The 23071-nt window shown below is 60.0% G+C and carries 17 protein-coding genes, 4 tRNA genes and 1 pseudogene; 15 read left to right on the plus strand and 7 right to left on the minus strand.

What is annotated here, in order from left to right:
• From AB5Y85_RS11875 to AB5Y85_RS11890, 4 genes and pseudogenes are all read left to right on the plus strand, one after another.
• Window positions 1–301, plus strand: a pseudogene (locus tag AB5Y85_RS11875) (tRNA (guanosine(18)-2'-O)-methyltransferase TrmH); the annotation flags it as partial.
• A complete protein-coding gene (locus tag AB5Y85_RS11880) occupies window positions 301–960 on the plus strand; it encodes a CatB-related O-acetyltransferase (protein ID WP_167573993.1) in 660 nt (219 codons plus the stop codon). The pseudogene AB5Y85_RS11875 and the gene AB5Y85_RS11880, both read left to right, overlap by 1 nt.
• Window positions 960–2000 carry an alpha/beta fold hydrolase gene (locus tag AB5Y85_RS11885; RefSeq protein ID WP_257687316.1) on the plus strand — a complete coding sequence of 347 codons (1041 nt, stop codon included), beginning with the start codon at window positions 960–962 and terminating at the stop codon, window positions 1998–2000. Before AB5Y85_RS11880 ends, AB5Y85_RS11885 begins: the two co-directional genes overlap by 1 nt.
• Before the next feature lie 89 nt (window positions 2001–2089).
• Window positions 2090–2905 carry a Cof-type HAD-IIB family hydrolase gene (locus tag AB5Y85_RS11890; protein WP_005339262.1) on the plus strand — a complete coding sequence of 272 codons (816 nt, stop codon included), beginning with the start codon at window positions 2090–2092 and terminating at the stop codon, window positions 2903–2905.
• A 34-nt stretch (window positions 2906–2939) separates the two neighbouring features.
• On the opposite strand, the gene AB5Y85_RS11895 is transcribed toward AB5Y85_RS11890, so the two are convergent.
• The 5 genes from AB5Y85_RS11895 to AB5Y85_RS11915 form a co-directional block, all read right to left on the minus strand.
• On the minus strand, window positions 2940–3455 hold the full coding sequence (locus tag AB5Y85_RS11895; RefSeq protein WP_005339265.1) for a ricin-type beta-trefoil lectin domain protein: 516 nt from the start codon (window positions 3453–3455) through the stop codon (window positions 2940–2942).
• Window positions 3456–3634: 179 nt separating this feature from the next.
• Window positions 3635–3711, minus strand: a tRNA-Pro gene (locus tag AB5Y85_RS11900).
• A gap of 76 nt (window positions 3712–3787) precedes the next feature.
• A tRNA-Leu gene (locus AB5Y85_RS11905) sits at window positions 3788–3873 on the minus strand.
• A gap of 20 nt (window positions 3874–3893) precedes the next feature.
• Window positions 3894–3969, minus strand: a tRNA-His gene (locus AB5Y85_RS11910).
• 51 nt (window positions 3970–4020) lie between these two features.
• Window positions 4021–4097, minus strand: a tRNA-Arg gene (locus AB5Y85_RS11915).
• A 232-nt stretch (window positions 4098–4329) separates the two neighbouring features.
• Between AB5Y85_RS11915 and AB5Y85_RS11920 the strand changes: the two genes are divergently transcribed.
• From AB5Y85_RS11920 to AB5Y85_RS11965, 10 genes are all read left to right on the plus strand, one after another.
• A complete protein-coding gene (locus AB5Y85_RS11920) occupies window positions 4330–4926 on the plus strand; it encodes a TetR/AcrR family transcriptional regulator (protein WP_005339267.1) in 597 nt (198 codons plus the stop codon).
• Window positions 4923–6056: an efflux RND transporter periplasmic adaptor subunit gene (locus tag AB5Y85_RS11925; protein WP_005355753.1), complete on the plus strand. Its 1134-nt coding sequence runs from the start codon at window positions 4923–4925 to the stop codon at window positions 6054–6056. Before AB5Y85_RS11920 ends, AB5Y85_RS11925 begins: the two co-directional genes overlap by 4 nt.
• A gap of 15 nt (window positions 6057–6071) precedes the next feature.
• Window positions 6072–9152 carry a multidrug efflux RND transporter permease subunit gene (locus AB5Y85_RS11930; RefSeq protein WP_005355755.1) on the plus strand — a complete coding sequence of 1027 codons (3081 nt, stop codon included), beginning with the start codon at window positions 6072–6074 and terminating at the stop codon, window positions 9150–9152.
• Window positions 9153–9270: 118 nt separating this feature from the next.
• On the plus strand, window positions 9271–11238 hold the full coding sequence (locus AB5Y85_RS11935) for an ATP-binding protein (protein WP_076494201.1): 1968 nt from the start codon (window positions 9271–9273) through the stop codon (window positions 11236–11238).
• A 76-nt stretch (window positions 11239–11314) separates the two neighbouring features.
• The gene (gene gorA / locus AB5Y85_RS11940) at window positions 11315–12664 is read left to right on the plus strand and encodes a glutathione-disulfide reductase (RefSeq protein ID WP_107683411.1); all 1350 of its coding nucleotides are present in this window, start codon (window positions 11315–11317) and stop codon (window positions 12662–12664) included.
• 358 nt (window positions 12665–13022) lie between these two features.
• Complete coding sequence (gene kdpA, locus AB5Y85_RS11945; RefSeq protein WP_058056561.1) at window positions 13023–14717, plus strand: potassium-transporting ATPase subunit KdpA; 1695 nt, start codon at window positions 13023–13025, stop codon at window positions 14715–14717.
• Between the two features lie 67 nt (window positions 14718–14784).
• Entirely contained in the window at window positions 14785–16842 is a 2058-nt protein-coding gene (gene kdpB / locus AB5Y85_RS11950) for a potassium-transporting ATPase subunit KdpB (RefSeq protein ID WP_047439857.1), read from the plus strand.
• A gap of 59 nt (window positions 16843–16901) precedes the next feature.
• A complete protein-coding gene (locus tag AB5Y85_RS11955; protein WP_257687317.1) occupies window positions 16902–17429 on the plus strand; it encodes a potassium-transporting ATPase subunit C in 528 nt (175 codons plus the stop codon).
• A gap of 126 nt (window positions 17430–17555) precedes the next feature.
• Window positions 17556–20144: a sensor histidine kinase KdpD gene (locus AB5Y85_RS11960; RefSeq protein ID WP_257687318.1), complete on the plus strand. Its 2589-nt coding sequence runs from the start codon at window positions 17556–17558 to the stop codon at window positions 20142–20144.
• On the plus strand, window positions 20144–20827 hold the full coding sequence (locus AB5Y85_RS11965) for a response regulator (RefSeq protein ID WP_005357169.1): 684 nt from the start codon (window positions 20144–20146) through the stop codon (window positions 20825–20827). The genes AB5Y85_RS11960 and AB5Y85_RS11965 overlap by 1 nt, the downstream gene beginning before the upstream one ends.
• 4 nt (window positions 20828–20831) lie before the next feature.
• On the opposite strand, the gene AB5Y85_RS11970 is transcribed toward AB5Y85_RS11965, so the two are convergent.
• Complete coding sequence (locus AB5Y85_RS11970; protein ID WP_257687319.1) at window positions 20832–21959, minus strand: multidrug effflux MFS transporter; 1128 nt, start codon at window positions 21957–21959, stop codon at window positions 20832–20834.
• Window positions 21960–22051: 92 nt separating this feature from the next.
• On the opposite strand from AB5Y85_RS11970, the gene AB5Y85_RS11975 reads away from it, so the two are divergent.
• Window positions 22052–22876 (plus strand): helix-turn-helix domain-containing protein, encoded by an 825-nt coding sequence (locus AB5Y85_RS11975; protein ID WP_236399356.1) that lies wholly within the window; start codon window positions 22052–22054, stop codon window positions 22874–22876.
• Here AB5Y85_RS11975 and AB5Y85_RS11980 read toward each other — a convergent pair.
• Window positions 22806–23039 carry a hypothetical protein gene (locus tag AB5Y85_RS11980; protein ID WP_005342304.1) on the minus strand — a complete coding sequence of 78 codons (234 nt, stop codon included), beginning with the start codon at window positions 23037–23039 and terminating at the stop codon, window positions 22806–22808. The two genes, AB5Y85_RS11975 and AB5Y85_RS11980, sit on opposite strands and share 71 nt — an antisense overlap.
• Window positions 23040–23071 lie beyond the last annotated feature (32 nt).

Raw genomic sequence — 23071 nt, forward strand, 5'->3', positions numbered from 1 at the left:
GGTGCAGTCCCTCAACGTCTCGGTGGCTGCCGCCGCCATCCTCTACGAGGCGCAGCGCCAGCGCGAGCTGGCCGGTTGCTATCAGCGCGGCTGCCCGCTCACGCTGGAGGAGCAGAACAGCATTCTGTTCGAGGGGGGTTATCCTATCTATGCCCAGCTCTGCAAAGAGAAAGAGATGCCCTACCCCCAGCTCGGCCCGGCCGGTGAAATTCTGGCGGACGAAGAGTGGTGGCAGCGGATGCAACTGACCCGCAAAGGGTGGGCACAGCAGAGCGAACAGGACGATCCGCAGGAGGAGTGATGGAGAACCCTTTTGGCAGCTGGCTGGAATCGCAAATCATCCGGGATCACCTGACCAACCCGAACATAGAGGCCGGCGACTACAGCTACTACTCCGGCTACTACCACGGCAAGCCGTTCGAGGATCACTGCGTCCGCTACCTGCTCGGCGATGGCTCGACCCGCGACACCTGGGAGAGCGGCCTCTGGGGCGAGGTGGATCGGCTGATCATCGGCAAATTCTGCTCCATCGGCTCGGGCGCCACCTTCATGCTGGCAGGCAATCAGGGCCACCGGCTGGATTGGGTCTCCACCTTCCCGTTCAACCCCGACACCTTTGGCGAAGGGGCCCGCAGCGGCTTTCTGCGCAAGGGGGACACCCGGATTGGTAACGATGTCTGGATCGGCTCGGAAGCGATGATCATGCCCGGCATCACCATAGGTGACGGCGCCGTCATCGCCACCCGCGCCGTGGTGACCAAAGATGTGGCCCCTTACACCATAGTCGGCGGCAACCCGGCCCAACCGATCCGCCGCCGTTTCAGCGATGAGCAGATCCTCATGCTGCAAGAGATGCAGTGGTGGGACTGGCCCCTGCCCCGCTTGCAAGCCAGCATGACGCTGCTCTGCTCGGGGGATATCGCCGCCCTTTATCACCATTGGCAACAGGAGTGTGCCTGATGAAATCCCTCTCTCTTTCCCTGTTGGCCCTGACCCTGTTTTCTGCCGGAGCCCTTGCCGTGACCAATACCTATCAGCTCACCAGAGAAGCCGATGTACCCAGCCTCTACCAGCAAACCCTGCCCGACTTCTGGCGCCAACATGCGGTTGAAGGGGAGTTCAAGGGCAAGGACGGGGTGACCATCCGCTATGCTGCGCTACGGCAAGCCAAGGTTGATCGCGCCATCCTCATCGTCAATGGCCGGGTCGAGAGCTACCTCAAGTATCAGGAGCTGGCGTGGGATCTCTGGCGTCAGGGCTACAGCCTCTATCTCATCGACCATCGTGGTCAGGGGATGTCCGACCGGATGCTGGATGACCCGCAGAAGGGATATGTCGACCAGTTCGACGATTATGTGGTCGATCTCAAGCAGTTTCACGACCAGATAATCATGGCGGACCAGCCAGCCAAGCTGTTCCTGCTGGCCCACTCCATGGGCGGCGCCATCTCGGCCCGCTATCTGGAACGCTGGCCCGATGATATCAAGGCAGCCGTACTCTCCTCCCCCATGCTGGGCATCAATCTCGGCGGTCTGCCCAAGTGGCTGGCCAAGGGATTGGCGAGCACCATAGGCACGGTCGGCGGCTGGCTTGGCGAGCCTCCCTACGGCCCAGGTCAGGGCGCCTATCAGGATCACGGCTTTGCCGATAACGAGCTGACTCACAGCCAGTCCCGCTATCAAGCGTTCCGCCAAATCTACGAGCAGCACCCGCAGATCAAGCTGGGTGGCGCGACTGCCCACTGGATTTATCAGGGGATCACCGGTGCCGATGCCGCCATCGCCGATGCGAGCGCCATCAAAACCCCGCTGCTGGTGCTGCAGGCTGGCAACGACAGCGTGGTGGACAATGCCGCGCAGGATCGCTTCTGCACCATTGCCAAGTGCGAAGGGGGCAAACCGCTGCGCATCGAGGGGGCCTGGCACGAGCTCTTCAACGAATCCGATGACAAGCGCCAGCCTGCCCTGACCGCGACAGTCGACTTTTTCGCCCGCTTCTGAGCTGGCTATTTTTTGTAACCCTAAATAAATGGGGTGACAGTGCGGGCTAAGGTAAACTGCCCCTGTTTTCAATCGATGCCGAGGTAATGATGTTCAAGGTAGTTGTATCCGATCTCGATGGCACTCTGCTCAACAAGCAGCACCAGATCTCTCCCCGTACCCGGGATACCCTGCACCGCCTGGTAGAACAAGGTGTGAAATTCGTGGTCGCCACCGGCCGTCATCACGTTGACGTTCGCAGCTTCCGCGATGCGCTGGGGATGGACATCTACCTCATTACTTCCAATGGCGCCGTGGTCCATGACAAACAGGATCAGCTGATTTTCAACCAGCCGCTGCCGACCGAGATCGCCGCCGAACTGATTGCGCTGGAGCGCGACCCCTCTATCCACCTCAATGTCTATCAGGGTGATGACTGGGTGGTGGAAGAAGAGCTCCCTTGGCTGCTGCAGTTCCACGACGAGTCAGGGTTCACCTACCGTCTGGTCGATGACCTGAAACAGGAACCGAAAGAGCAGATCAACAAGGTCTTCTACATCGGCGACCACGAGAAGCTGCTGAAGATCGAGGCGCACCTCAACCAGCGCTATGGCGATCAGCTCAACGTCACCTTCTCATTGCCGGACTGCCTCGAAGTGATGCACGCCGGGGTGCATAAGGGCAATGCTGTGCGAGCCGTGCTGGAGCAGAACGGGTTCGACATGTCGGAGGCGATCGCCTTCGGCGATGGCATGAACGACTTCGAGATGTTGACCATGGTGGGACGCGGCATCGTGATGGGCAACGCCCATGATCGCCTGAAAATGGCGCTGCCGGAGTATGAGCAGACCCTCACCTCTGACGAAGATGGCGTTGCCGTCTATCTGGAGAAACTGTTCGAGCTGGAGAGCGTCAGCGCCGCCTGATCCTCTTCATCCCGACATCCGATTCAGCAAAGCCTCACCATGTGAGGCTTTGTTTTTTCAGGGTCTCCAGCCAGGGATTGGGCCGCTGCCAGCTGAAGCTCTGGTTCGCCCCGCCGTAGCATTCAGCCAGCCGCAGCGGCGTGCCGGGGGTATGGCGTCTCCCGGCCACATCGAGGCAGCGGGAGACCTTGCTGTTGAACAGCCTGTCTTTCTGCCACTCCCACTGCGCCTGACCGTCACAGGGTGCCAGCATCACTTCGCTGTCGTTTTTGGCTTGCAAACAGAGATCCTGCAGGCGCAACTCACCCAGATCCCACTCGAACAGTTGATCGTCTTTTCCGCTGCAAGGTTGTGCCAACACCTTCTGTTGGGACACAGCAACGCAAAAATCACCGCTGGTCAGCAAGGGGGAGAGAGAACGCTCCTCCTGCGGTTGTGATGCAATGGAGCCCATCATCACATCGGTGGATGGCGGCTTGATGGTACAGCCACCCAGCAGCAAGGCAGCCAGCAGGGCGGGAGAGCAAGCAAAGGAAATTTTGTTATTCATGGAAAAATGCCTGAAATGGGCCGATGACATCCGGTTGTCAGTGACTCGAGGCTGAAGCATAACCGAAAGGCGGGGCGCGCTGCCCAAATAGAGTGTAAACAGACGTAACAGGGAGAGAGTACTGGCACGGCGGAGGCCAGAAAGCAAAAAACCCCGCCGAAGCGAGGTTTTTCTAAATGTGGTCGGTGATAAAGGATTCGAACCTTTGACCCTCTGGTCCCAAACCAGATGCGCTACCGGACTGCGCTAATCACCGAGGCTATTTCTTTCAAAATAGTTTACTTCAAAAAAACAAAGACGACCTGATGGTCATCCTCGTCATACAGCAAGTATGGTGCGAAGAGAGGGACTCGAACCCTCACACCCGGGGGGCACTAACACCTGAAGCTAGCGCGTCTACCAATTCCGCCACCTTCGCGTACCTGACAAGCTGTAAAATGGGGTGGCTGATGGGGCTCGAACCCACGACAACCGGAATCACAATCCGGGACTCTACCAACTGAGCTACAGCCACCACAGCTGTTTTCGTTCCACAACAACGCCCGTTTAACCGACGCACTTTTGATGGTGCGCCCGACAGGATTCGAACCTGTGACCTCTGCCTCCGGAGGGCAGCGCTCTATCCAGCTGAGCTACGGGCGCTACGCTGTCGAACGGGGCGCATTATTAATGATGGTTGCTGGTTTGTCTACACTTTTCTGTCACCGAAGCACTGTTCGTTGTTTTTTCAAGCACATTGAGCACTTTTCTTCCACTATTCCCCTGCTGCCAGCCGAAAAGGGGCAGATCACAGTCGCAAATCGCCTTGCTGCCTTGACTTGATTTGATGCCCATCTAGAATGAATGAACGTTCATTCAATCGAAAGTCACACTGATGATTCTGGATAAAAAAGAGAGCATCTTCAACGCGGCCCATGAGGTGCTGGGTGAACGGGGTTTTCATGGTCTGTCGATTGCAGAAGTCGCCAAGAAGGCCAATGTTGCCACCGGCACTATCTATCGTTACTTCGGCGACAAGGATGATCTGATCCGGCAACTGCACCAGCACACTATCTTGCAGTGTGTGCCCATGGTCATGGCCGATGTAGCAATCGATAAAGTTTCATTTCAACAATTTCGCCAATTATGGCTCAATATTCATGCCATTTTTGTTAACGAACCCAACGCTATCCGGTGCAAATTGCAGTACGAGAGCTCTCCGCTAGGGGCAGAATTGGAGACCAATCCTGTCATTCTGGCTGCCTGGGAGCCTCTGGACCGATTTTTTGAACAGGGCGTTGAACAAGGATTGTTTATTGATTTACCGATACGGGCACTCCAGGTGTTGAGTCTGGACAGTGTCATGCATCTGGCCCTGCAGTGCAGGGTTCACAACATCACGCTGACCGAATCGCAGTTGGAAACCGCGATCCGGGCCAGCTGGAATGCCATTTTATCCCCCAATCTTTCCACCTCAGGAGCCTGTTCATGAAAAAGTGGATGGCCATTATGTTGCTGATAGCGATCGCCTTGTTTGGCAGCGTCATCGGCTTCAATTTGTTTAAACAGAAGATGATTGCCCAATACATGGCCAACCGGCCGGAACCCGAGTTCCCCGTCACCGCCATGGTGACCAAGGCGCAGGATTGGGTACCTACCATCGAAGCGATCGGCTTCATCGAGCCGAATCAGGGGGTGACCCTCTCCACCGAACTGGCAGGTACCATTGACGCCATCACCTTCGAGTCGGGCAAACCGGTCAAGGCAGACCAGCTGCTGCTGAGCCTGGACTCCACCGTGGAGCGGGCCAATCTGCGCGCCTCCCAGGCCAAACTGCCGGCGGCAAAAGCCAAGTTCGATCGTTTCCAGAACCTCTACAAGACCAGCTCCATCTCCAAAGAGCAGCTGGATGAGGCGGAAGCGGCCTATCGCTCGCTGGAAGCGGATATCGAGAGTCTGAAGGCGACCATTGCCCGTCGTGAAGTCCGTGCGCCCTTTAGCGGAGTGGTCGGCCTGCGCAATGTGTTCCTCGGTCAGTATCTGCAGCCGGGCACAGATATCGTGCGCCTGGAAGATACCAGCGTGATGCGCCTGCGCTTCACCGTGCCCCAGACCGATATCTCCAAAATCAAGCTGGGCCAGACCATCAAGATCAATGTGGATGCCTATCCGCAAACCCAGTTTGACGGTCATATCACCGCCATCGAGCCTGCGGTCAACTTCCAGAGCGGCCTGATCCAGGTACAGGCAGACATTCCGAACAACGACGGCCAGCTCCGTTCCGGTATGTTCGCCCGCGCCAGCATCATTCTGCCGACGGTGAAAGATCAGATCGTGATCCCGCAAACCGCTATCTCCTTCACCCTTTACGGTCAGAACGTCTACGTGCTCAAAGAGGGCGAAGAGACCGACAAAGAGGGTAACAAGGTGAAAGTGCTGCGAGCCAAGCAGGTTGTGGTCAAGGCGGGTGAGCGCCGTGGCAACGATGTGCATGTGCTCTCCGGCATTCAGGCCGGTGACCAGATCGTACTGTCGGGTCAGGTTCGCCTGAGCAACGACACCAAGGTGCATGTGGTCGAGAACGATGCCCTGGCCGTTCCGGCACAAACCCCGATGCTGTAAGCGCGGAGATCTGCGATGCGATTTACTGACATATTTATAAAACGGCCTGTGCTGGCGATCTCGCTCAGCTTCCTGATCGCCTTGCTGGGCTTTCAGGCCATCTTCAAGATGCAGGTACGGGAATACCCCGAGGTGACCAACACGGTGATCACCGTCAGCACTGGCTACTATGGCGCCAGTTCTGATCTGATCCAGGGGTTCATCACCCAGCCGCTGGAACAGGCGGTCGCGCAAGCCGACAACATCGACTTCATGACCTCCTCCAGCCAGCTGGGCAGCTCCACCATCACTGCGTACATGAAGCTCAACACCGACCCCAACGCCGCGCTGTCCGACATCCTGGCGAAGGTGAACTCGGTGCGCTCCCAGTTGCCGAAAGAGGCGGAAGACCCGTCGGTCACCTCCTCCACCGGTTCAACCACGGCGGTGCTCTACCTCGGCTTTACCAGCCCGGAGCTCAACTCCAGCCAGATCACCGACTATCTGGAGCGGGTTATCAAGCCGCAGCTCTTTACTGTCGGCGGGGTCTCCAAGGTTGACCTCTACGGCGGTGTCGAGTTTGCCCTGCGGGTATGGCTGGATCCGGCCAAGATGGCGGCCTTCAACCTGACTGCCAGTGACGTGATGACGGTGCTCAACAGCAACAACTATCAGTCCGCGACAGGTCAGGCGACCGGTTACTTCACCCTGTTCAACGGCAACGCCGAGACCCAGGTCAAAGATGTCGACGAACTGAAGCGTCTGGTGGTTGCTACCCGTGACGGCAAGGTGATCCGCCTTTCCGACATTGCCAAGGTGACCCTCGAGAAGAGCCACGACATCTATCGCGCCAGCGCCAACGGCCGCGAAGCAGTGGTCATGGCGGTCAACGCTGCGCCGACAGCCAACCCCATCAACATCGCACACGATGTGCTGGCGTTGCTGCCGAGCCTTGAGCGCAATATGCCGAGCACCATGCGTCTCAACGTGATGTATGACTCCACCGTGGCGATCAACGAGTCCATCCACGAGGTTATCAAGACCATCCTGGAGGCAGCCGCCATCGTTCTGGTGGTCATCACCCTGTTCCTCGGTTCGTTCCGCGCGGTCATCATCCCGATCATCACCATTCCGCTCAGTCTTATCGGCGTAGTGATGATGATGGATATGTTCGGCTTCTCGATAAACCTGATGACCCTGCTGGCGATGGTGCTGGCGATCGGTCTGGTGGTGGATGACGCCATCGTGGTGCTGGAGAACGTCGACCGTCATATCAAGGAGGGGGAAGAACCGTTCCGGGCAGCCATTATCGGTACCCGTGAAATTGCGGTACCGGTTATCGCCATGACGGTTACTCTGGCGGCGGTATACGCGCCTATTGCCCTGATGGGTGGTATCACAGGCTCCCTGTTCAAGGAGTTTGCCCTGACCCTGGCTGGCGCCGTGTTCGTCTCGGGCATCATCGCCCTGACTCTGTCACCGATGATGTGTTCCAAGATGCTCAAGGCCAACGAGCAGCCGGGCAAATTCGAGAGCACGGTCCACCACCTGCTGGAGCGGATGACCGATCGCTACGACAGCATGCTGCACGCCGTGATGAAAAAGCGCCCCGTCATCGTGGTGTTCGCCGTCATCGTGTTCGCCAGCCTGCCGCTGCTGTTCAAGTTCATCCCGAGCGAACTGGCACCGTCAGAGGACAAGGGGGTAATGGCCGTGCTGGGTACCGCACCGTCCAACGCCAACCTGGACTACATCGAAAACACCATGGCGGATGTGAACAAGATCCTGGACGACCAGCCCGAGATCGCCTTCTCCCAGGTCTTCTCAGGGGTGTTCAACGCCAACCAGGCGTTCGGTATCGCCTCCATGGTGCCCTGGAGTCAGCGTGAAGCGAGCCAGAAAGAGGTGCTGGATCGGGTCGCCAATCTGGTGAAAGACATCCCGGGTATGGCCATCACCACCTTCCAGTTCCCGGAACTGCCGGGCGCATCGAGTGGTCTGCCGATCCAGTTCGTCATCACCACCCCCAACAGCTTCGAAAGCCTGTTCCTGGTGGCCGGTGAAATTCTGGCAGCGGCGCAGAGTAACGGTCAGTTCGTCTATTCGGATCTCGATCTGAACTACGACTCCGCCACCATGAAGATCCGCATCGACAAGGACAAGGCGGGTGCCTACGGCATCACCATGCAGGATATCGGAATCACCATGGGCACCATGATGGCGGACGGTTACGTCAACCGTATCGACCTGGATGGCCGCTCCTACGAGGTGATCCCGCAGGTCGAGCGCAAATACCGTCTCAATCCGGAGTCCATCAAGGGCTATTACGTGCGGGCCGCAGACGGCAAGTCGATCCCGCTCGGCAGCCTGATCAGCATTGAAGTGGTTGGCGAGCCCCGCGCCCTGCCCCACTTCAACCAGCTGAACTCTGCCACCATAGGCGCCGTTCCGGCTCCGGGCGTGGCCATGGGTGATGCGATCAACTGGTTCCAGACCACCGCCGACGAGAAGCTGCCGCAAGGCTATCGTTACGACTTCATGGGTGAAGCCCGTCAGTTCGTCACCGAAGGCAATGCGCTCTATGCCACCTTCGCGCTGGCACTGGCCATCATCTTCCTGGTGCTGGCAATCCAGTTCGAGTCGGTGCGTGACCCGCTGGTCATCATGGTCTCTGTACCGCTCGCCATCAGCGGGGCCTTGATTGCCCTGGCATGGGGTATGGCGACCATGAACATCTACTCCCAGGTGGGCCTCATCACCCTGGTGGGTCTGATTACCAAGCACGGTATCCTGATCTGTGAAGTAGCTAAGGAAGAGCAGCTGCTGCGCGGCATGAACCGGATGGAAGCCGTTATGCAGGCCGCCAAGGTGCGTCTGCGTCCGATCCTGATGACCACTGCCGCCATGATTGCCGGTCTGATCCCGCTGCTCTACGCCGCAGGCGCCGGTGCGGCACAGCGTTTCAGCATCGGTATCGTCATCGTGGCAGGTCTTGCCATCGGTACCCTGTTCACTCTGTTCGTGCTGCCGGTGATCTACACCTATCTGGCTTCCGAGCACAAACCCTTGCCGGTATTCGATGAAACCATTCCGCCCAAAGCAAACGGCGGACATTAATCATCAATCACATGCAAAGGCCCCGATACGGGGCCTTTTTTATGCTTCGCAGGAAAGACGACATAAGTGCATGAAGCAGTTAAACTAAAAAACACCACATCCAGACCGCAAGGACGCCATGTCAGGACTCTTCACCAAGACCGCCAGGGCCGTAGGCCGCAACGGACTCTCATATCGCCTGCTCTCCTACATTCTGGTCTGCAGTACCGTATTGGCGATGATCATTACGGCGCTGCAACTCGCCTGGGATTACCGCAAGGATGTCGCCGTTATCGAAGACAGCATCGGCCAGATCGAGGCCTCGTTCCTGCAACCCATCGCCGCCAGCTTGTGGAACCTGGATGAAGAGCAGGTCAAAGTGCAAATTGAAGGGATCATGAACCTGCCCAACATGCAGTTCGTGATGGTCAAGGAGATGCTCGGCAACTCCGAAGTCCCGCTGCTGACCCAGGGGGTCGAGCGGGAAAGCTATGATATCTCCCGCGAATTCAACCTCACCTATCAGGGTGAAATCGTCGGCAAACTGTTCGTTGCCGCCTCTCTCGAGCAGATCTACCAGCGCCTCATCGAAAAATCGGTGCTGATCATGGTCAGCCAGACCATCAAGACCCTGGTGGTCTCATTTTGCATCCTGATCATCATTTACTATCTGGTGGTCAGGCACATCAACCGCATCGCCAACTACGCCCAGAAGTTCAACCTCGATCGGCTCGACATGGCGCTGGAGCTGGAAGGCCGCCCGCAGCCACGCAAGAAACCTGATGAGCTGGATACCCTGGTCTCCACCCTCAACCAGATGCGTACCCGACTGCGTGACGAGCTGGTTGCCCGCCATCAGGCGGTCGAACAACTGCAAAAGGAACGGGACTTCTCCGCCACCCTGATCAACTCCGCCAACATGGTCATCTGCTGCATGGAACCGGATTTGACCATCGCCAGCATCAACCCGGCAGCCATACTGCTGACCGGCTACCACCAGCAGGAGCTGTTGCAGCACAACTGGCTGGATCTCTTTGTCAGCCCGGCGCAACGGGAAGAGCTGAACGATATTCTGGCGGCGGAAGGTTCACTGGCCGACAAAGAGGTCATCATGCATGACCAGCAGGCCCATGAGCTGGTACTGCAATGGACCTTCGTCCCCTTCTACGATGGTCCCAACCTCAAGTACCAGATCGGCTTCGGCTACGACATCACCCAGCTGAAAAAGGTCGAGCGGGAGATTATCCAGCTCAACGAACAGCTGGAAGGTAAGGTGGTGGAACGTACCCGCAGCCTGAGTGAAGCCAACAACCAGCTCGGCAAGGCGTACGATGACCTGAAACAGGCCCAGCAGACCCTGGTGGAGTCGGAGAAGATGGCCTCCCTCGGCTCGCTGGTAGCCGGGGTGGCACACGAGATCAACACTCCGATCGGCATCAGCGTGACCGCCTCCTCCTACCTGCAGGAGCGGGTCGCCGACTTCAAGTCCCATATCGACTCCAAGCAGCTGTCGCGCTCCTATCTCAACGAGTTCACCGTCAACCTCGACGAATCGATGCAGCTGCTGCAGAGCAACCTGCGCCGCGCCTCCGAGCTGATTGCCAGCTTCAAACAGGTGGCTGTCGACCAGTCATCGGAAGCACGCTACAACTTCAGCCTCGCCGACAACCTCCATCAGGTGGTGGTCTCGCTTGGCCACAAACTGAAGAAGAGCCAGTGCGAAGTGGATATTCAGTGCGATCCCAAGCTGTCTATCTTCTCCTTCCCGGGCAGTTTTACCCAGATCTACTCGAACCTGATCCTCAACTCCATCAACCATGGGTTCGACAACTGGGACAAACCGAAGAAGATCACCATCAAGGTGGAACAGCAGGGAGAAGAGCTGTTTATCGACTATTCGGACAACGGCCGCGGCATCCCGCCCGAAATCTTGCCGCGCATCTTCGATCCCTTCGTCACCTCCAAGCGGGGTCAGGGCGGCAGCGGTCTGGGCACACACATCATCTACAACCTGGTGGTGCAACTGCTGAAAGGCCGTATCAGCTGTGCCAGCGAACCGGGCCAGGGCGCCCAGTTCCATATTCGCCTGCCGATCCAACATAACTGAGCGCTGGCTCTTGTGAGCCAGCCGCTTTATCCCCATCATGCTGTGATTGCATTCTTAATGAGCGGAGAACCTCGCAATGGCACAGCATTTTGACTATATCGCCATCGGCGGCGGCAGCGGCGGTATTGCTTCTGCCAACCGGGCTGCCATGTACGGTAAGAAAGTTGCCCTGATTGAAGCCAAAGAGTTGGGTGGAACCTGCGTCAACGTAGGCTGCGTACCGAAGAAGGCCATGTGGTATGCAGGCCAGATCGCCGATGCCCTGAAATATGGCGCCGACTACGGCTTTGACACCACCCTAAACCACTTCAACTGGGCCAAGCTGGTCGAGTCCCGCCAGGCCTACATCGGCCGCATCCACCAGTCCTATCAGAACGTGCTGGGCAAGAACCAGATCACCGTCATCAAGGGCTTCGCCCGCTTCGTCAGCAGCAACACCATCGAGGTTAATGGCGAGCACTACACGGCTGATCACATCCTGATCGCCACCGGTGGCCGCCCGGAAATTCCGGCGATCCCGGGAGCCGAGCTGGGTATCGACTCCGACGGTTTCTTTGACCTGCAAAGCCAGCCCAAGCGGGTTGCCGTAGTTGGCGCGGGCTACATCGCAGTCGAGATCGCCGGGGTGATGCAGGCACTCGGCTCAGAGACCCATCTGGTGGTGCGCAAGCACGCGCCGCTGCGCAACTTCGACCCCATGATCCACGAGACACTGGTGGAAATCATGGCGCAGGAAGGGCCCAAGCTGCACACCCACGCCATTCCCAAAGCCGTGCTCAAGAACGCTGACAACAGCCTGACCCTGCAACTGGAAGATGGTCGCCACCTCACCGTCGACTGCCTGATCTGGGCCATCGGCCGGGTACCGGCTACCGACAACCTCAATCTGGCCGCCGCAGGCATCGCGCTGGACGAGAAGGGCTTTATCCCGACCGACAAGTTCCAGAGCACCGCCGTCGCCAACATCTATGCAGTGGGTGACAACACGGGTCGCATCCAGCTCACCCCGGTGGCCGTCGCTGCGGGCCGTCGCCTCTCCGAGCGGCTGTTCAACAACAAGCCCAACGAGCACCTCAACTACGATCTGGTGCCGACCGTGGTGTTCAGCCACCCGCCCATCGGCACCATAGGCCTGACCGAACCGGAAGCCATCGCCGAATACGGCGAGGACCAGGTGAAGGTCTACCGCAGCCAGTTCACCGCCATGTACTCGGCACTGACCCAGCATCGCCAGCCCACCCGGATGAAGCTGGTTTGTGTCGGCCCGGAAGAGAAGGTGGTCGGTCTGCATGGTATCGGCTTTGCGATGGACGAGATCCTGCAAGGCTTCGGCGTCGCCATGAAGATGGGTGCCACCAAGGCGGACTTCGACAACTGCGTGGCTATCCATCCGACCAGTGCTGAAGAGTTCGTGACAATGCGATAGGTACGTTTGAAGTTGACCTTTCACGAGGAGCTGGCTTCGACAACCATCTAACCCCTTCTCCCAAACCCGGCTCAGGCCGGGTTTTTTGATCCCTCCTCGCTATTTCTCTCGCAAATCCGTCGTTCTTTACGCCGATTTTACGCCTGCCACATGGCGCTTTATGGCGCCTTTACGCCTGTTTTACATACCCTTTCCAGCGTCAATGACACCAACAGAGTCGATATGGTCTTACATCGGCTCTCGCAGCTAATTATCTCAATGGAGTCGATATGAATTGGCTATATCTGCTGCTCGTCCTCGCCTTGATGGCCTATCTGATGCGCGCACTCACGCGCAGTCACGAGTGAGGAACTAGAACATGTGGCAAGAAATAATCTATCCGGTGGCCTTCGTGCTGCTGGTTCTGCTACCGGCACCGCTGCTGGGCAACTACATCTATCGGGTATTTGAAGGCAAAATCCGCTGGCTGGCACCGGTCGAGCGCGCCACACTGGCTTGCTGTGGCACCGATGGACGGGAGCAGGACTGGAAGTCCTACGCCCTCAGCTTGCTGGCCTTCAACGGCGCCGGTTTCGGTCTGCTGTTCCTGATCCTGATGGCGCAGGGGTTGCTGCCCCTCAACCCGCAGCAACTGCCGGGTCTGAGTTGGCAACTGGCATTCAACACCGCGGTCAGCTTTATGACCAACACCAACTGGCAAGCCTATTCCGGTGAGGCCAGCCTCTCCTACTTCAGCCAGATGGTGGGCCTGACCACCCAGAACTTTGTCTCCGCAGGGACGGGCGCCGCCGTCGCCATTGCCCTGTTCCGCGGCATCGCCCGCCAGCAGACCATCAACCTTGGCAACTTCTGGCAGGATCTGGTGCGTTTCTGCCTCTATGTGCTGCTGCCCATCGCACTGATCATGGCGCTGGTGCTGGTATGGCAAGGGGTGCCGCAAAGCCTCTCCGCCTATCTGCCGTTCCACGGTGTGGAGGGTCAGGAGCAGCTGCTGCCCCTCGGCCCGGCGGCCTCGCAGATCGCCATCAAGCAGCTTGGCTCCAACGGCGGCGGCTTCTTCGGCATCAACTCGGCACATCCGTTCGAGAACCCGACAGCCCTCTCCAACTGGCTTGAGATGGTCGCCCTGCTCACCATCGCCGCCGCCATGGTCTTTACTCTGGGCCGCTATGTGAAAGACATGGCCCACAGCCGCGCCATTCTCGGTGCCATGACCCTCATGCTGGTGCTGGGGCTCTTCGTCTCCCTCTCCCAGGAGCTGAAACCGGATCACGCCCTCGCCCAGCTCACCACTGACGCCAGCAACATGACTGGCAACTGGGAAGGCAAGGAGAGCCGCTTCGGCCCTGTGCTCTCCAGCATCTGGGAAGTGGCGACCACCGCCGCCTCCAACGGTGCCGTCAATGCCATGCACGACAGCTTTACTCCGCTCGGTGGCATGGTGGGCATGATCAACATGCTGCTGGGCGAGGTCATCTTCGGCGGGGTCGGCTCCGGTATCTACGGCATGATGCTGTTCGTGCTGCTGACCGTGTTCCTGTGCGGCCTGATGGTAGGACGTACCCCGACCTATCTGGGCAAACGCCTCGGCATCACCGAAATGAAGTGGGTCGTCGCCAGCATGCTGGTCATGCCGGTGGGGGTTTTGGTGATCGGTGGTGTCACCCTGCTGATGCCGGATGCCAGCACCATCATCGGCCATGATGGCCCGCACGGTCTGTCACGCCTCATCTATGCCTACGCCTCGGCTGCCGGCAACAACGGCTCCGCCTTCGCCGGTTTTGCCGCCGGTGACAACTGGCAGTGCATCGCTATCGGTCTGGCCATGCTGCTCGGTCGCTTCGGCTACATCATTCCGGTACTGGCCATCGCCGGTCAGCTGGCCCGTGCGCCCCGTCAGGAGACGAGCGAAGGGGACTTCCCCATCAGCGGCCCTCTGTTCGTTACCCTGCTGATCATCACCGTCCTGCTGATAGGTGGCCTCTCCTTCCTGCCGGTGCTGGCACTGGGCCCGGTGGCCGAACATCTAAGTCTGATCGGAGGGGCACTCTGATGAACCTGACCCTGTCGATCACCATCCGGATGCCAATCGCCAACTATCTGATGCTGGGAGCTTTCCAATGAGCAAGTCCACTGCAATGAGCACCGACACCATGTTGGTGAAGGGCAAAAAACAGAAATCACAGATCATCCAGGCAATGGTTGAGGCCCTCTATCGCTTCAATCCCAAGGCGCTGTTTGGCAGCCCCATCCTGTTCACCCTCTGGCTGGCCGCAGTCATGGCGACCGTGGAGTCCCTGCTGGGGCAGCCTTTCTCCGGCGTCGCCCCCTCGCTGGCCTGGCAGCTGACCGCCTGGCTCTGGCTGACCCTCTGGTTTGCCAACTTCGCGGAAACCCTGGCCGAGGGACGCGGCAAGGCTCGCGCCGACAGCCTGAAGGCGGGCATGAGCCAGCTCAAGGCCCGCCGGGTAGCTAATGCAAAAGATGGTCAGGGCGAATGGGTACCCGCCACCAGCCTGATGAAGGGGGACCTGGTGCTGGTACGCAGCGGCGAGATGATCCCGGCCGATGGCGAAGTGGTCGCCGGCATCGCCTCAGTCAACGAGGCGGCCATCACTGGTGAATCCGCCCCCGTCATTCGCGAGTCGGGGACCGACCGCAGCGGCGTGACCGGCAACACGACGGTCGTCTCCGACGAGATCTGGGTGCGCGTCAGCAACAATCCGGGCGAGAGCACACTGGATCGGATGATTGCACTGGTGGAAGGGGCCAAACGCCAGAAGACCCCCAACGAGATGGCGCTGGACGCCCTGCTGGTGGGGCTGACCCTAATCTTCCTGCTGGTGGTGGCTACCCTGCCCTGGTTCCTCGACTACAACGGCACCCAGGTCCCGCGTCTCTACCTGATCGCTCTCTTTATCACTCTGATCCCGACCACCATCGGCGGCCTGCTCTCCGCCATCGGTATTGCCGGTATGGATCGATTGGTGAAGCTGAACGTCATCGCCAAGTCTGGCCGTGCCGTCGAAGCGGCCGGTGATGTGCGCACCCTGCTGCTGGACAAGACCGGCACCATAACCTTCGGCAACCGGATGGCCGACGAGTTGATCCCGGCACCGGGCGTCGACCCCGCCCTGCTGGCACAAGCTGCCATGCTGGCCTCGCTGGGTGACAATACCCCGGAGGGCAAATCCATCCTGACTCTGGCCAGCAAGAGCATGGCCAAGCCGAGCCAGCTGGAGAGCGACAAGGTGATCCCCTTCAGCGCCGAGACCCGCCTAAGCGGACTGGATCGCAACGGTCATCAATATCGCAAGGGGGCGGTAGATGCCGTGCTGAACTACCTCAGCCTCGACCGCAAGGCGGTACCTGAGCTGGTGCTCAAGTCAGTAGACAGCATCGCCCGTCAGGGTGGCACTCCGCTGCTGGTCTGCACTCAGGAGAAACTGCTGGGGGTGGTCTACCTCAAGGACATCATCAAGCCCGGTATCAAGGCTCGCTTCCAGATCCTGCGCCACATGGGGATCCGCACCGTGATGATCACCGGCGACAACCCGAAAACCGCCGCCGCCATCGCCGCCGAAGCCGGGGTGGATGACTTCATCGCCGAAGCGACACCGGAGAAGAAGCTCGCCTATATCCGGCAGGAGCAGGCCGATGGTCGTCTGGTTGCCATGTGCGGCGACGGTGCCAACGATGCACCGGCACTGGCACAGGCTGATGTGGGTCTGGCCATGAACGAGGGTACCCAGGCAGCCAAGGAGGCGGGCAACTTGGTGGATCTCGACTCCAACCCCACCAAGCTGCTGGATGTGGTGCTGGTCGGCAAACAGCTGCTGGTGACCCGTGGTGCCCTGACCACCTTCTCCATCGCCAACGACGTGGCCAAGTACTTTGCCATCCTGCCAGCCCTGTTCATCGCCGCCTACCCGCAACTGGGGGCACTGAACCTGATGCAGCTGGGCAGCCCGCAGAGCGCCATCCTGTCGGCCATCATCTTCAACGCCCTGATCATCGTAGCGCTGGTGCCGCTGGCACTGCGTGGTGTCGACCTGAAAGGCTCGGCCGCCAGTCTGCTGCGCCGCAACCTGCTGATCTACGGTGTCGGCGGCCTGCTGGTGCCGTTTATCGGTATCAAGCTGATCGATCTGGTCATTACCGGCCTGGGTCTGGTGTAACGACATAACCGGGATGCGGTCAGCCCGCATCCACACAACGAATTCGGAGCATATCCATCATGATCGCAATCAGAACCCTGCTGACCCTGACCCTGCTGCTGGGCGTAGGTTATCCGCTGGCCGTCACCGGACTGGCCCAGCTGTTCTTCCCCTGGCAAGCCAACGGCAGCCAGCTGACCGACAGCAAGCAGCAACTCATCGGTAGCGTCCTGCTGGCACAGAAATTCGAGCGGGCTGACTACTTCCACCCCCGCCCCTCCGCCTGTGATTTCAACACCATTGGCGGTAGTGCCAGCAATCTGGGCATGAGTTCACCGCTGCGGGCAGAGTTCGCCGAACAGGCCGCCAAGGCACAGCCGGGAACCCGCTCCCCCGCCATGCTGACCCGCTCCGCTTCCGGCCTCGATCCCCACCTGCCGCTGGATGCGGTGCTGGCTCAGGTTGACCGCGTCGCCAAAGAACGTGGACTGGATCCCGCCCAACTGACGGAGCAGGTCAAGTCGGCCACACAAGCTGGTATCCTTGGCCCGCAGGTGGTCAACATTCTCCAGCTGAATCTGCAACTGGATCATAAAAAGGGCGCCTGATGGCGCCCATTCCGGTTTGGTGATGACCTCGATTTTCGAAACGGGCGGTTGGCTCGATAGGGATAACAATGGCTGATGTAGCAAGCGCTGACGCCCTGCTGACGAGTCTGATGCAGGAGCATGGGGATGCGTGATGAGGTAAGGGCCGACGCCCTGCTGGCGAGCCTGGAACAGGAGCACAAGGGCAAGCTGAAGGTGTTTCTCGGCGCCGCTCCCGGCGTCGGCAAGACCTACGCCATGCTGCAGGCGGTGCGGGAACAGGCCAAAGAGGGGGTCGACATCCTGATCGGCGTGGTGGAAACCCACGGCCGTCAGGAGACCCTGGCTCTGCTCGACAAGCTCGCCATCATGCCGCGCAAGATCCACATGCACCGCCAGCAGCGACTGGAGGAGATGGATCTCGACGGCCTGCTCGCCCGCAAACCGGCCATCGCCGTGGTGGACGAGCTGGCCCACAGCAACGCCCCCGGCAGCCGCCACGAGAAGCGCTGGCAGGATGTGGAGGAGCTGCTCAACGCCGGGATCGACGTCTACACCACCCTCAACGTGCAGCATCTGGAGAGCCTCAACGATCTGGTGTGGCAGCTGACCGGGGTCAGGGTGAAAGAGACCCTGCCCGATCAGGTGCTGCTGGAAGCCGACAGTCTGGTGCTGATCGACCTGCCCCCCAAGGAGCTGCTCGGCCGCCTCAAGGAGGGCAAGGTCTATGTGCCCCATCAGGCCAAGGCGGCGCTGCAATCCTTCTTCTCCCTCAACAACCTCACCGCATTGCGGGAGCTGGCGATGCAGACCGCCGCCAGCCATGTGGAGGGCGATCTGCAACTGCAGTGGCAGGCAGCAGGCAAGAGCACCTTGCCGCTGCGGGGCAAGCTGATGGTTTGCCTCGGTGACCTGCACGGCTCGGCGCTGGTGCGCTACGGCCACCGCTTTGCCCAGCGCCGTCAGCTTCCGTGGCTGGTGGTGCATGTCGACAGCAATGGCCGCCGTTCTGCCGATGTGGAGCAGGCGCTGGCGCTCGCCTCCCACCTCGGTGCCAAGGTGCTGACCCTCTCCAGTCCGGCGGTCGCCAACACCCTGCTGGAGACCGCCGAACAGCAGCAGGTCTCCCAGCTGCTGCTCGGCAAACCTCACAAGGCGCCGTGGCGCCGCTCGCTGGTGCAGCACCTGCTCAAGCAGGCGCAAGGGCTCGAAATCACGCTGGTCGATACCGAGAAGCAGAAGCCCGAAGTGGGGATGCGCGTCCCGACCCCGAAGGATATTCACCACAGCCTGCTGGCGGTGACCATCATGGGGATCACCTCGGCCGCCGCCTGGGGGCTCTCCTACTGGCTGCCGCCCGCAGCGTTGCCACTCATCTTTGTACTGGGGGTTCTGGCGACTGCCCTCACCACCAGTCTGGTACCCGCCACGCTGGCGGCGGTGCTGGGCTTTATCGCCCACAATCTGCTGTTCACCGCCCCCTACTTCTCCCTGAGCGTCGCCAACCACAGCGACCTGCTCACTCTGTTTGTACTGCTTATCGTCGGCATGACGGCGGGACGGCTCGCCTCCCGCCAGCGGCAACAGCTGATCGGTCTGCGCGAGACCCAGCAGTTGGGCAATGCTCTGCTCTCCCTCAGTCAGGGGCTGGCCACCGCCAGCAGCCCGGAGGAGGTTTTGAGACAAGGTGCCCAGGCCATTTCACTGGCGCTCGGCCAGCCGACCGTGGTGATCGACAAGGAGTTCAATGATCGGCTCGGCAACGAGAAGCACAGGCCCGGCCAGACCGACAAGGCGGCCATCGACTGGTGTCTGGCCCAGAAGCAGAGCGCCGGGGCCCACACTGCGACCCTCAATGCCGCCGAGGCCCAGTATCACCACCTCAGCGATGATCTGGTGATCGGCATAACGCTGGCCAATCCGCTCTCCTCCTCTGCCGAACACCAGTTGCAGGCGCTGCTCACCGACATTCGCGCCGCGCTGGCGCGGATCGACCTCAACGAGCGGCTGGCCGACAGCCAGCTGCAGGCGGAGACCGACCGGATGCGCGCAGCCCTGCTCTCCTCGGTCTCCCACGATTTGAAGACGCCATTGGCGACCATCATGGGGGCAGGCAGCACTCTGCTGGAATATGGTGACCGGATCCCCGCCGAAGACCGCGACGAACTGCTCAACTCGGTGCAGGAGGAGGCGCGCCGCCTCCACAGCTATGTGCAGAATCTGCTGGATATGACCCGTATCGGCTCCCCCGACTTCCAGCTGAAACGGGACTGGGTCGATCTGGCGGATCTGGTGGAAAGCGCCCGCAAGCGGCTCGACTCCTCCTGGCGCCAGCACAAGCTGCTGGTCCATTTCGATCAGCATGTGCCCCAGCTCTATGTCCATGGCGCCCTGATCGAACAGGTGCTGGTCAACATCCTCGACAACGCCTCTCGCTACTCGCCGGCAGGCACCCCCATCGAGTTCAAGGTAATGGTGGCCGAGCCAGACCTCATCATCGACATCATCGATATCGGGGTCGGTATCGCCGAGTCGGATCGGGAGAAGATCTTCAATCTCTTCTACACCCAACCGGTGGGCGATTGCGGCAGCCGTGGCACCGGGCTTGGCCTCGCCATTTCCCGCGCTATGATAGAGGCCCACGGCGGCAAGATTTGGGCCTTCTCCGGCCCCAATGGCAACGGCACCTGCATGCGCATCTCCCTGCCGCTCGCGCTCAATTCACCGGAGGTCTGATGGCGCACATTCTGGTCATAGATGATGAAGCGGCGATCCGTCGCTTTCTGCGGATCAGCCTGATTGCCGAGGGGCATCAGGTGAGTGAGGCGGTGGGGGTCAATGAAGGGCTGGAGCAGTATCGCCACCTCAACCCCGATCTGGTGATCCTCGATCTCGGTCTGCCGGATGGCGATGGCATTCAGGTGTTGCAGGCCATTCGCGAACACCACCCCAATCCTGTGCTGGTGTTGTCGGCCCGTGATTCGGAGCAGGAGAAGGTGCGACTGCTGGATGCCGGTGCCAACGACTACATGAGCAAGCCGTTCGGCATCGGTGAGATGATGGCACGTATTCGCGTGCTGTTGCGCCAACGTGCTGGCGTCAGCAGCGGCGAGCGACGCCACTTCCCCCAATGCGGCCTGACGCTGGATGTCAGCAGCCACAAGGTAACCATGAAAGACGAGGAGATCCCTCTCTCCCGCAAAGAGTTCGCCCTGCTGCAAGCGCTGGTGTGCCACCCCGGCAAGCTGGTGATGCAGACCCAGCTGCTCAACGACATCTGGGGGCCGAGCCACAAGGAGGACACCCACTACCTGCGCATCGTCATCGCCAGTCTGCGCAAAAAGCTGGGGGATAACCCCCAGCAACCGACGCTTATCGAGACCGAATCCGGTATCGGCTACCGCTTTATCGGCAACTGACGTTTCACGTGGAACGACGCCCGCTGCAAATCAGCGCCAGCAGACCGCAGCCACTCAGCAACAGGCCGAGCTCCTGCAATCCGGCCGCCACCGCCAACCCCAGACTAAGCAGCAGGTAGTAGCCAAGCCCGAACAGGGCACCAGCACTGCCCGCTACCTCGCGATAGGCCAGCAGCGCCTGACTCAGCACATTAGGAATCGCCAGCCCAAAAGCGATGACTACACCCATCATGGGCAACAGGAACCAGAGGCTGGCCTGAGTCGCCCATACCAGCAGCCCGGTAACCAGCGCCAGAGCGCAAGCCAACCTGACCAGAGATGACGGCAGCCACCCCCTCCCCAGCAGATGCTTGTTGAGCAGGCTGCCGAGCAGAGTCGCCAACGCCAGCAAGATCCCCGAGTAACCAAACTCGCCAGTGCTCAACCCCAACCCAGCAAACAGGAACGGGGCCAGACTGTAGTAACCAAACAGCATGGTGTTGAACAGGGCAACTAGCATGGCACTGCGCCAGAGCCCACCATCATTTATCATCCGGCACGCCAGCGGCCAGAGCGCGACTCGCTGGGTACTAACCGGACGGGTTTCCGGCAACTGCCAGCAGGTCACCAGCAACAAACCTACCGCCAGTATCAGCAGACAGCTGAACACCCCGAGATAGCCGAACCCGCTCGCCAGCTGGCCGCCACTGAGCAACCCCAACACTGGGCTGAGTGAGAGCGCTATACCCATCACCGAGAAGACCCGCGCCAGATCGCTGCCCTGATAGCTATCGCGCAGCATGGTCTGGGTCACCACGGATCCCACCGCAGCGCCAAAGGCCGAGATAACCCGGGCCAGCAGCAGGGTTTCAAACTGATTGGCCAGCAGCGCCAGCAGGGTGCCTACACCATAGGTGAGCAGACCCGCCAGCATGGCAGGACGCCGCCCAATCAGATCGCAGAGCCGTCCCCAGCAGACCACGCCCACCGCAAACGCCAGAAAATAGACCGACAGGGTCTGGGATGCCTGCCCCTCGCTCACCTGAAACTGGCTGGCGATGTGGGTCAGGACCGGGCTGTAGATGGTCTCCACAATTTGGGGAAACATCATCAACCCCACCACCAGCCAGAGCGGTGGCAACTTGTTGTTCATGACAAACCTCCTTCACAAGAGGTCGCCATTCTAGAGAGATTCAGATTGTCTGATTACAATAAGCAGGACTATAAACATCAAAAATCGGACATATGGCCTTTATTCTTCCCGATCACCCTTTTGACCCCGACCAGCTGACGGGCAGCGTGATCGGCATTGCCTCCGCCCTCGGTTGGCACGACTCGGGTCTGCATCAACATCAACGCCATCAGCTGCTGTTCGCCCAATCCGGCTGCATGACCATGGAGCTGGAAGGTCGGGTTTGCCTGCTGCCACCCACCCGCGCCGCCTGGCTGCCTGCAGGCACCTCACACCGGATCTTGATGCGCGGTGTGGTGGCCTACCGCTCCCTCTACTTCCAGCCGCACCCCGAGTTGCCCGGCACGGTCGAAGTGCTGGCGGTCAATCCGCTGCTGCACGAACTGATCGAGCGGATGGCGCTCTGGCCGTGGGACAAACCGCAAGAGCAGCAGCAACGGACGGTTGCACTGTTTATGGAGGAGTTGGGGCAGGCGCCGCGGGAGTCGTGGCAGTTGCCGCTGCCGACCGATCCCAGACTGGGCGACTGGCTACAGCAGTTGAAACGGGGGGATGCCCTGCCAGATCGGCTCAACCGGCTGGCCGAGCGGGTGGGTGCCAGTGACAAGACCATTGGCCGCATCTTCATGCGGGAGACCGGCATGAGCTATCAGGCGTGGCGTCAGCAGTGGCGGCTGTTGCGCGCCATGGAGCTGCTGGCAGAAAGCGAGCCCATCAGCCGGATTGCCGCTGCGCTGGAGTTCTCCAGCGACAGCGCCTTCATCAGCTTCTTCAAACAACATACAGGACAGACCCCCCTGCGCTACCTCAGCTCTCGGGGTGAGTCGCCACAGCCTGACTCGCCTCCACCACCAGGGTATCCAGCGCCAGCGGTTTGAGATTGTGCAACGCATCCTGCACCACGGCATGGGATGCCTGTTGCAACTCGCTCTGCACATCCTGCTCCAGCTGGGCACTCTCCAGCTCGGGCCGCGGGTTTTCGTTGGCCATCACGTTCAGGCTCAGGGCACTCACAATCAGGGTAGCGATCAGGCTTTTCATCTGGTTTGCTCCGGTATGGTTGAGATGACCAG

This window comes from Aeromonas sp. R3-1 (assembly GCF_040908345.1).
Lineage (GTDB): Bacteria > Pseudomonadota > Gammaproteobacteria > Enterobacterales > Aeromonadaceae > Aeromonas > Aeromonas veronii.

Excerpts from the sequence above, each read along its gene's own strand:
- AB5Y85_RS11880 (WP_167573993.1), top strand. The coding sequence starts at position 301 with ATGGAGAACCCTTTTGGCAGCTGGCTGGAATCGCAAATCATCCGGGAT.
- AB5Y85_RS11885 (WP_257687316.1), top strand. The coding sequence starts at position 960 with ATGAAATCCCTCTCTCTTTCCCTGTTGGCCCTGACCCTGTTTTCTGCC.
- AB5Y85_RS11890 (WP_005339262.1), top strand. The coding sequence starts at position 2,090 with ATGTTCAAGGTAGTTGTATCCGATCTCGATGGCACTCTGCTCAACAAG.
- AB5Y85_RS11895 (WP_005339265.1), bottom strand. The coding sequence starts at position 3,455 with ATGAATAACAAAATTTCCTTTGCTTGCTCTCCCGCCCTGCTGGCTGCC.
- AB5Y85_RS11920 (WP_005339267.1), top strand. The coding sequence starts at position 4,330 with ATGATTCTGGATAAAAAAGAGAGCATCTTCAACGCGGCCCATGAGGTG.
- AB5Y85_RS11925 (WP_005355753.1), top strand. The coding sequence starts at position 4,923 with ATGAAAAAGTGGATGGCCATTATGTTGCTGATAGCGATCGCCTTGTTT.
- AB5Y85_RS11930 (WP_005355755.1), top strand. The coding sequence starts at position 6,072 with ATGCGATTTACTGACATATTTATAAAACGGCCTGTGCTGGCGATCTCG.
- AB5Y85_RS11935 (WP_076494201.1), top strand. The coding sequence starts at position 9,271 with ATGTCAGGACTCTTCACCAAGACCGCCAGGGCCGTAGGCCGCAACGGA.
- gorA (WP_107683411.1), top strand. The coding sequence starts at position 11,315 with ATGGCACAGCATTTTGACTATATCGCCATCGGCGGCGGCAGCGGCGGT.
- kdpA (WP_058056561.1), top strand. The coding sequence starts at position 13,023 with ATGTGGCAAGAAATAATCTATCCGGTGGCCTTCGTGCTGCTGGTTCTG.
- kdpB (WP_047439857.1), top strand. The coding sequence starts at position 14,785 with ATGAGCAAGTCCACTGCAATGAGCACCGACACCATGTTGGTGAAGGGC.
- AB5Y85_RS11955 (WP_257687317.1), top strand. The coding sequence starts at position 16,902 with ATGATCGCAATCAGAACCCTGCTGACCCTGACCCTGCTGCTGGGCGTA.
- AB5Y85_RS11960 (WP_257687318.1), top strand. The coding sequence starts at position 17,556 with ATGCGTGATGAGGTAAGGGCCGACGCCCTGCTGGCGAGCCTGGAACAG.
- AB5Y85_RS11965 (WP_005357169.1), top strand. The coding sequence starts at position 20,144 with ATGGCGCACATTCTGGTCATAGATGATGAAGCGGCGATCCGTCGCTTT.
- AB5Y85_RS11970 (WP_257687319.1), bottom strand. The coding sequence starts at position 21,959 with ATGAACAACAAGTTGCCACCGCTCTGGCTGGTGGTGGGGTTGATGATG.
- AB5Y85_RS11975 (WP_236399356.1), top strand. The coding sequence starts at position 22,052 with ATGGCCTTTATTCTTCCCGATCACCCTTTTGACCCCGACCAGCTGACG.
- AB5Y85_RS11980 (WP_005342304.1), bottom strand. The coding sequence starts at position 23,039 with ATGAAAAGCCTGATCGCTACCCTGATTGTGAGTGCCCTGAGCCTGAAC.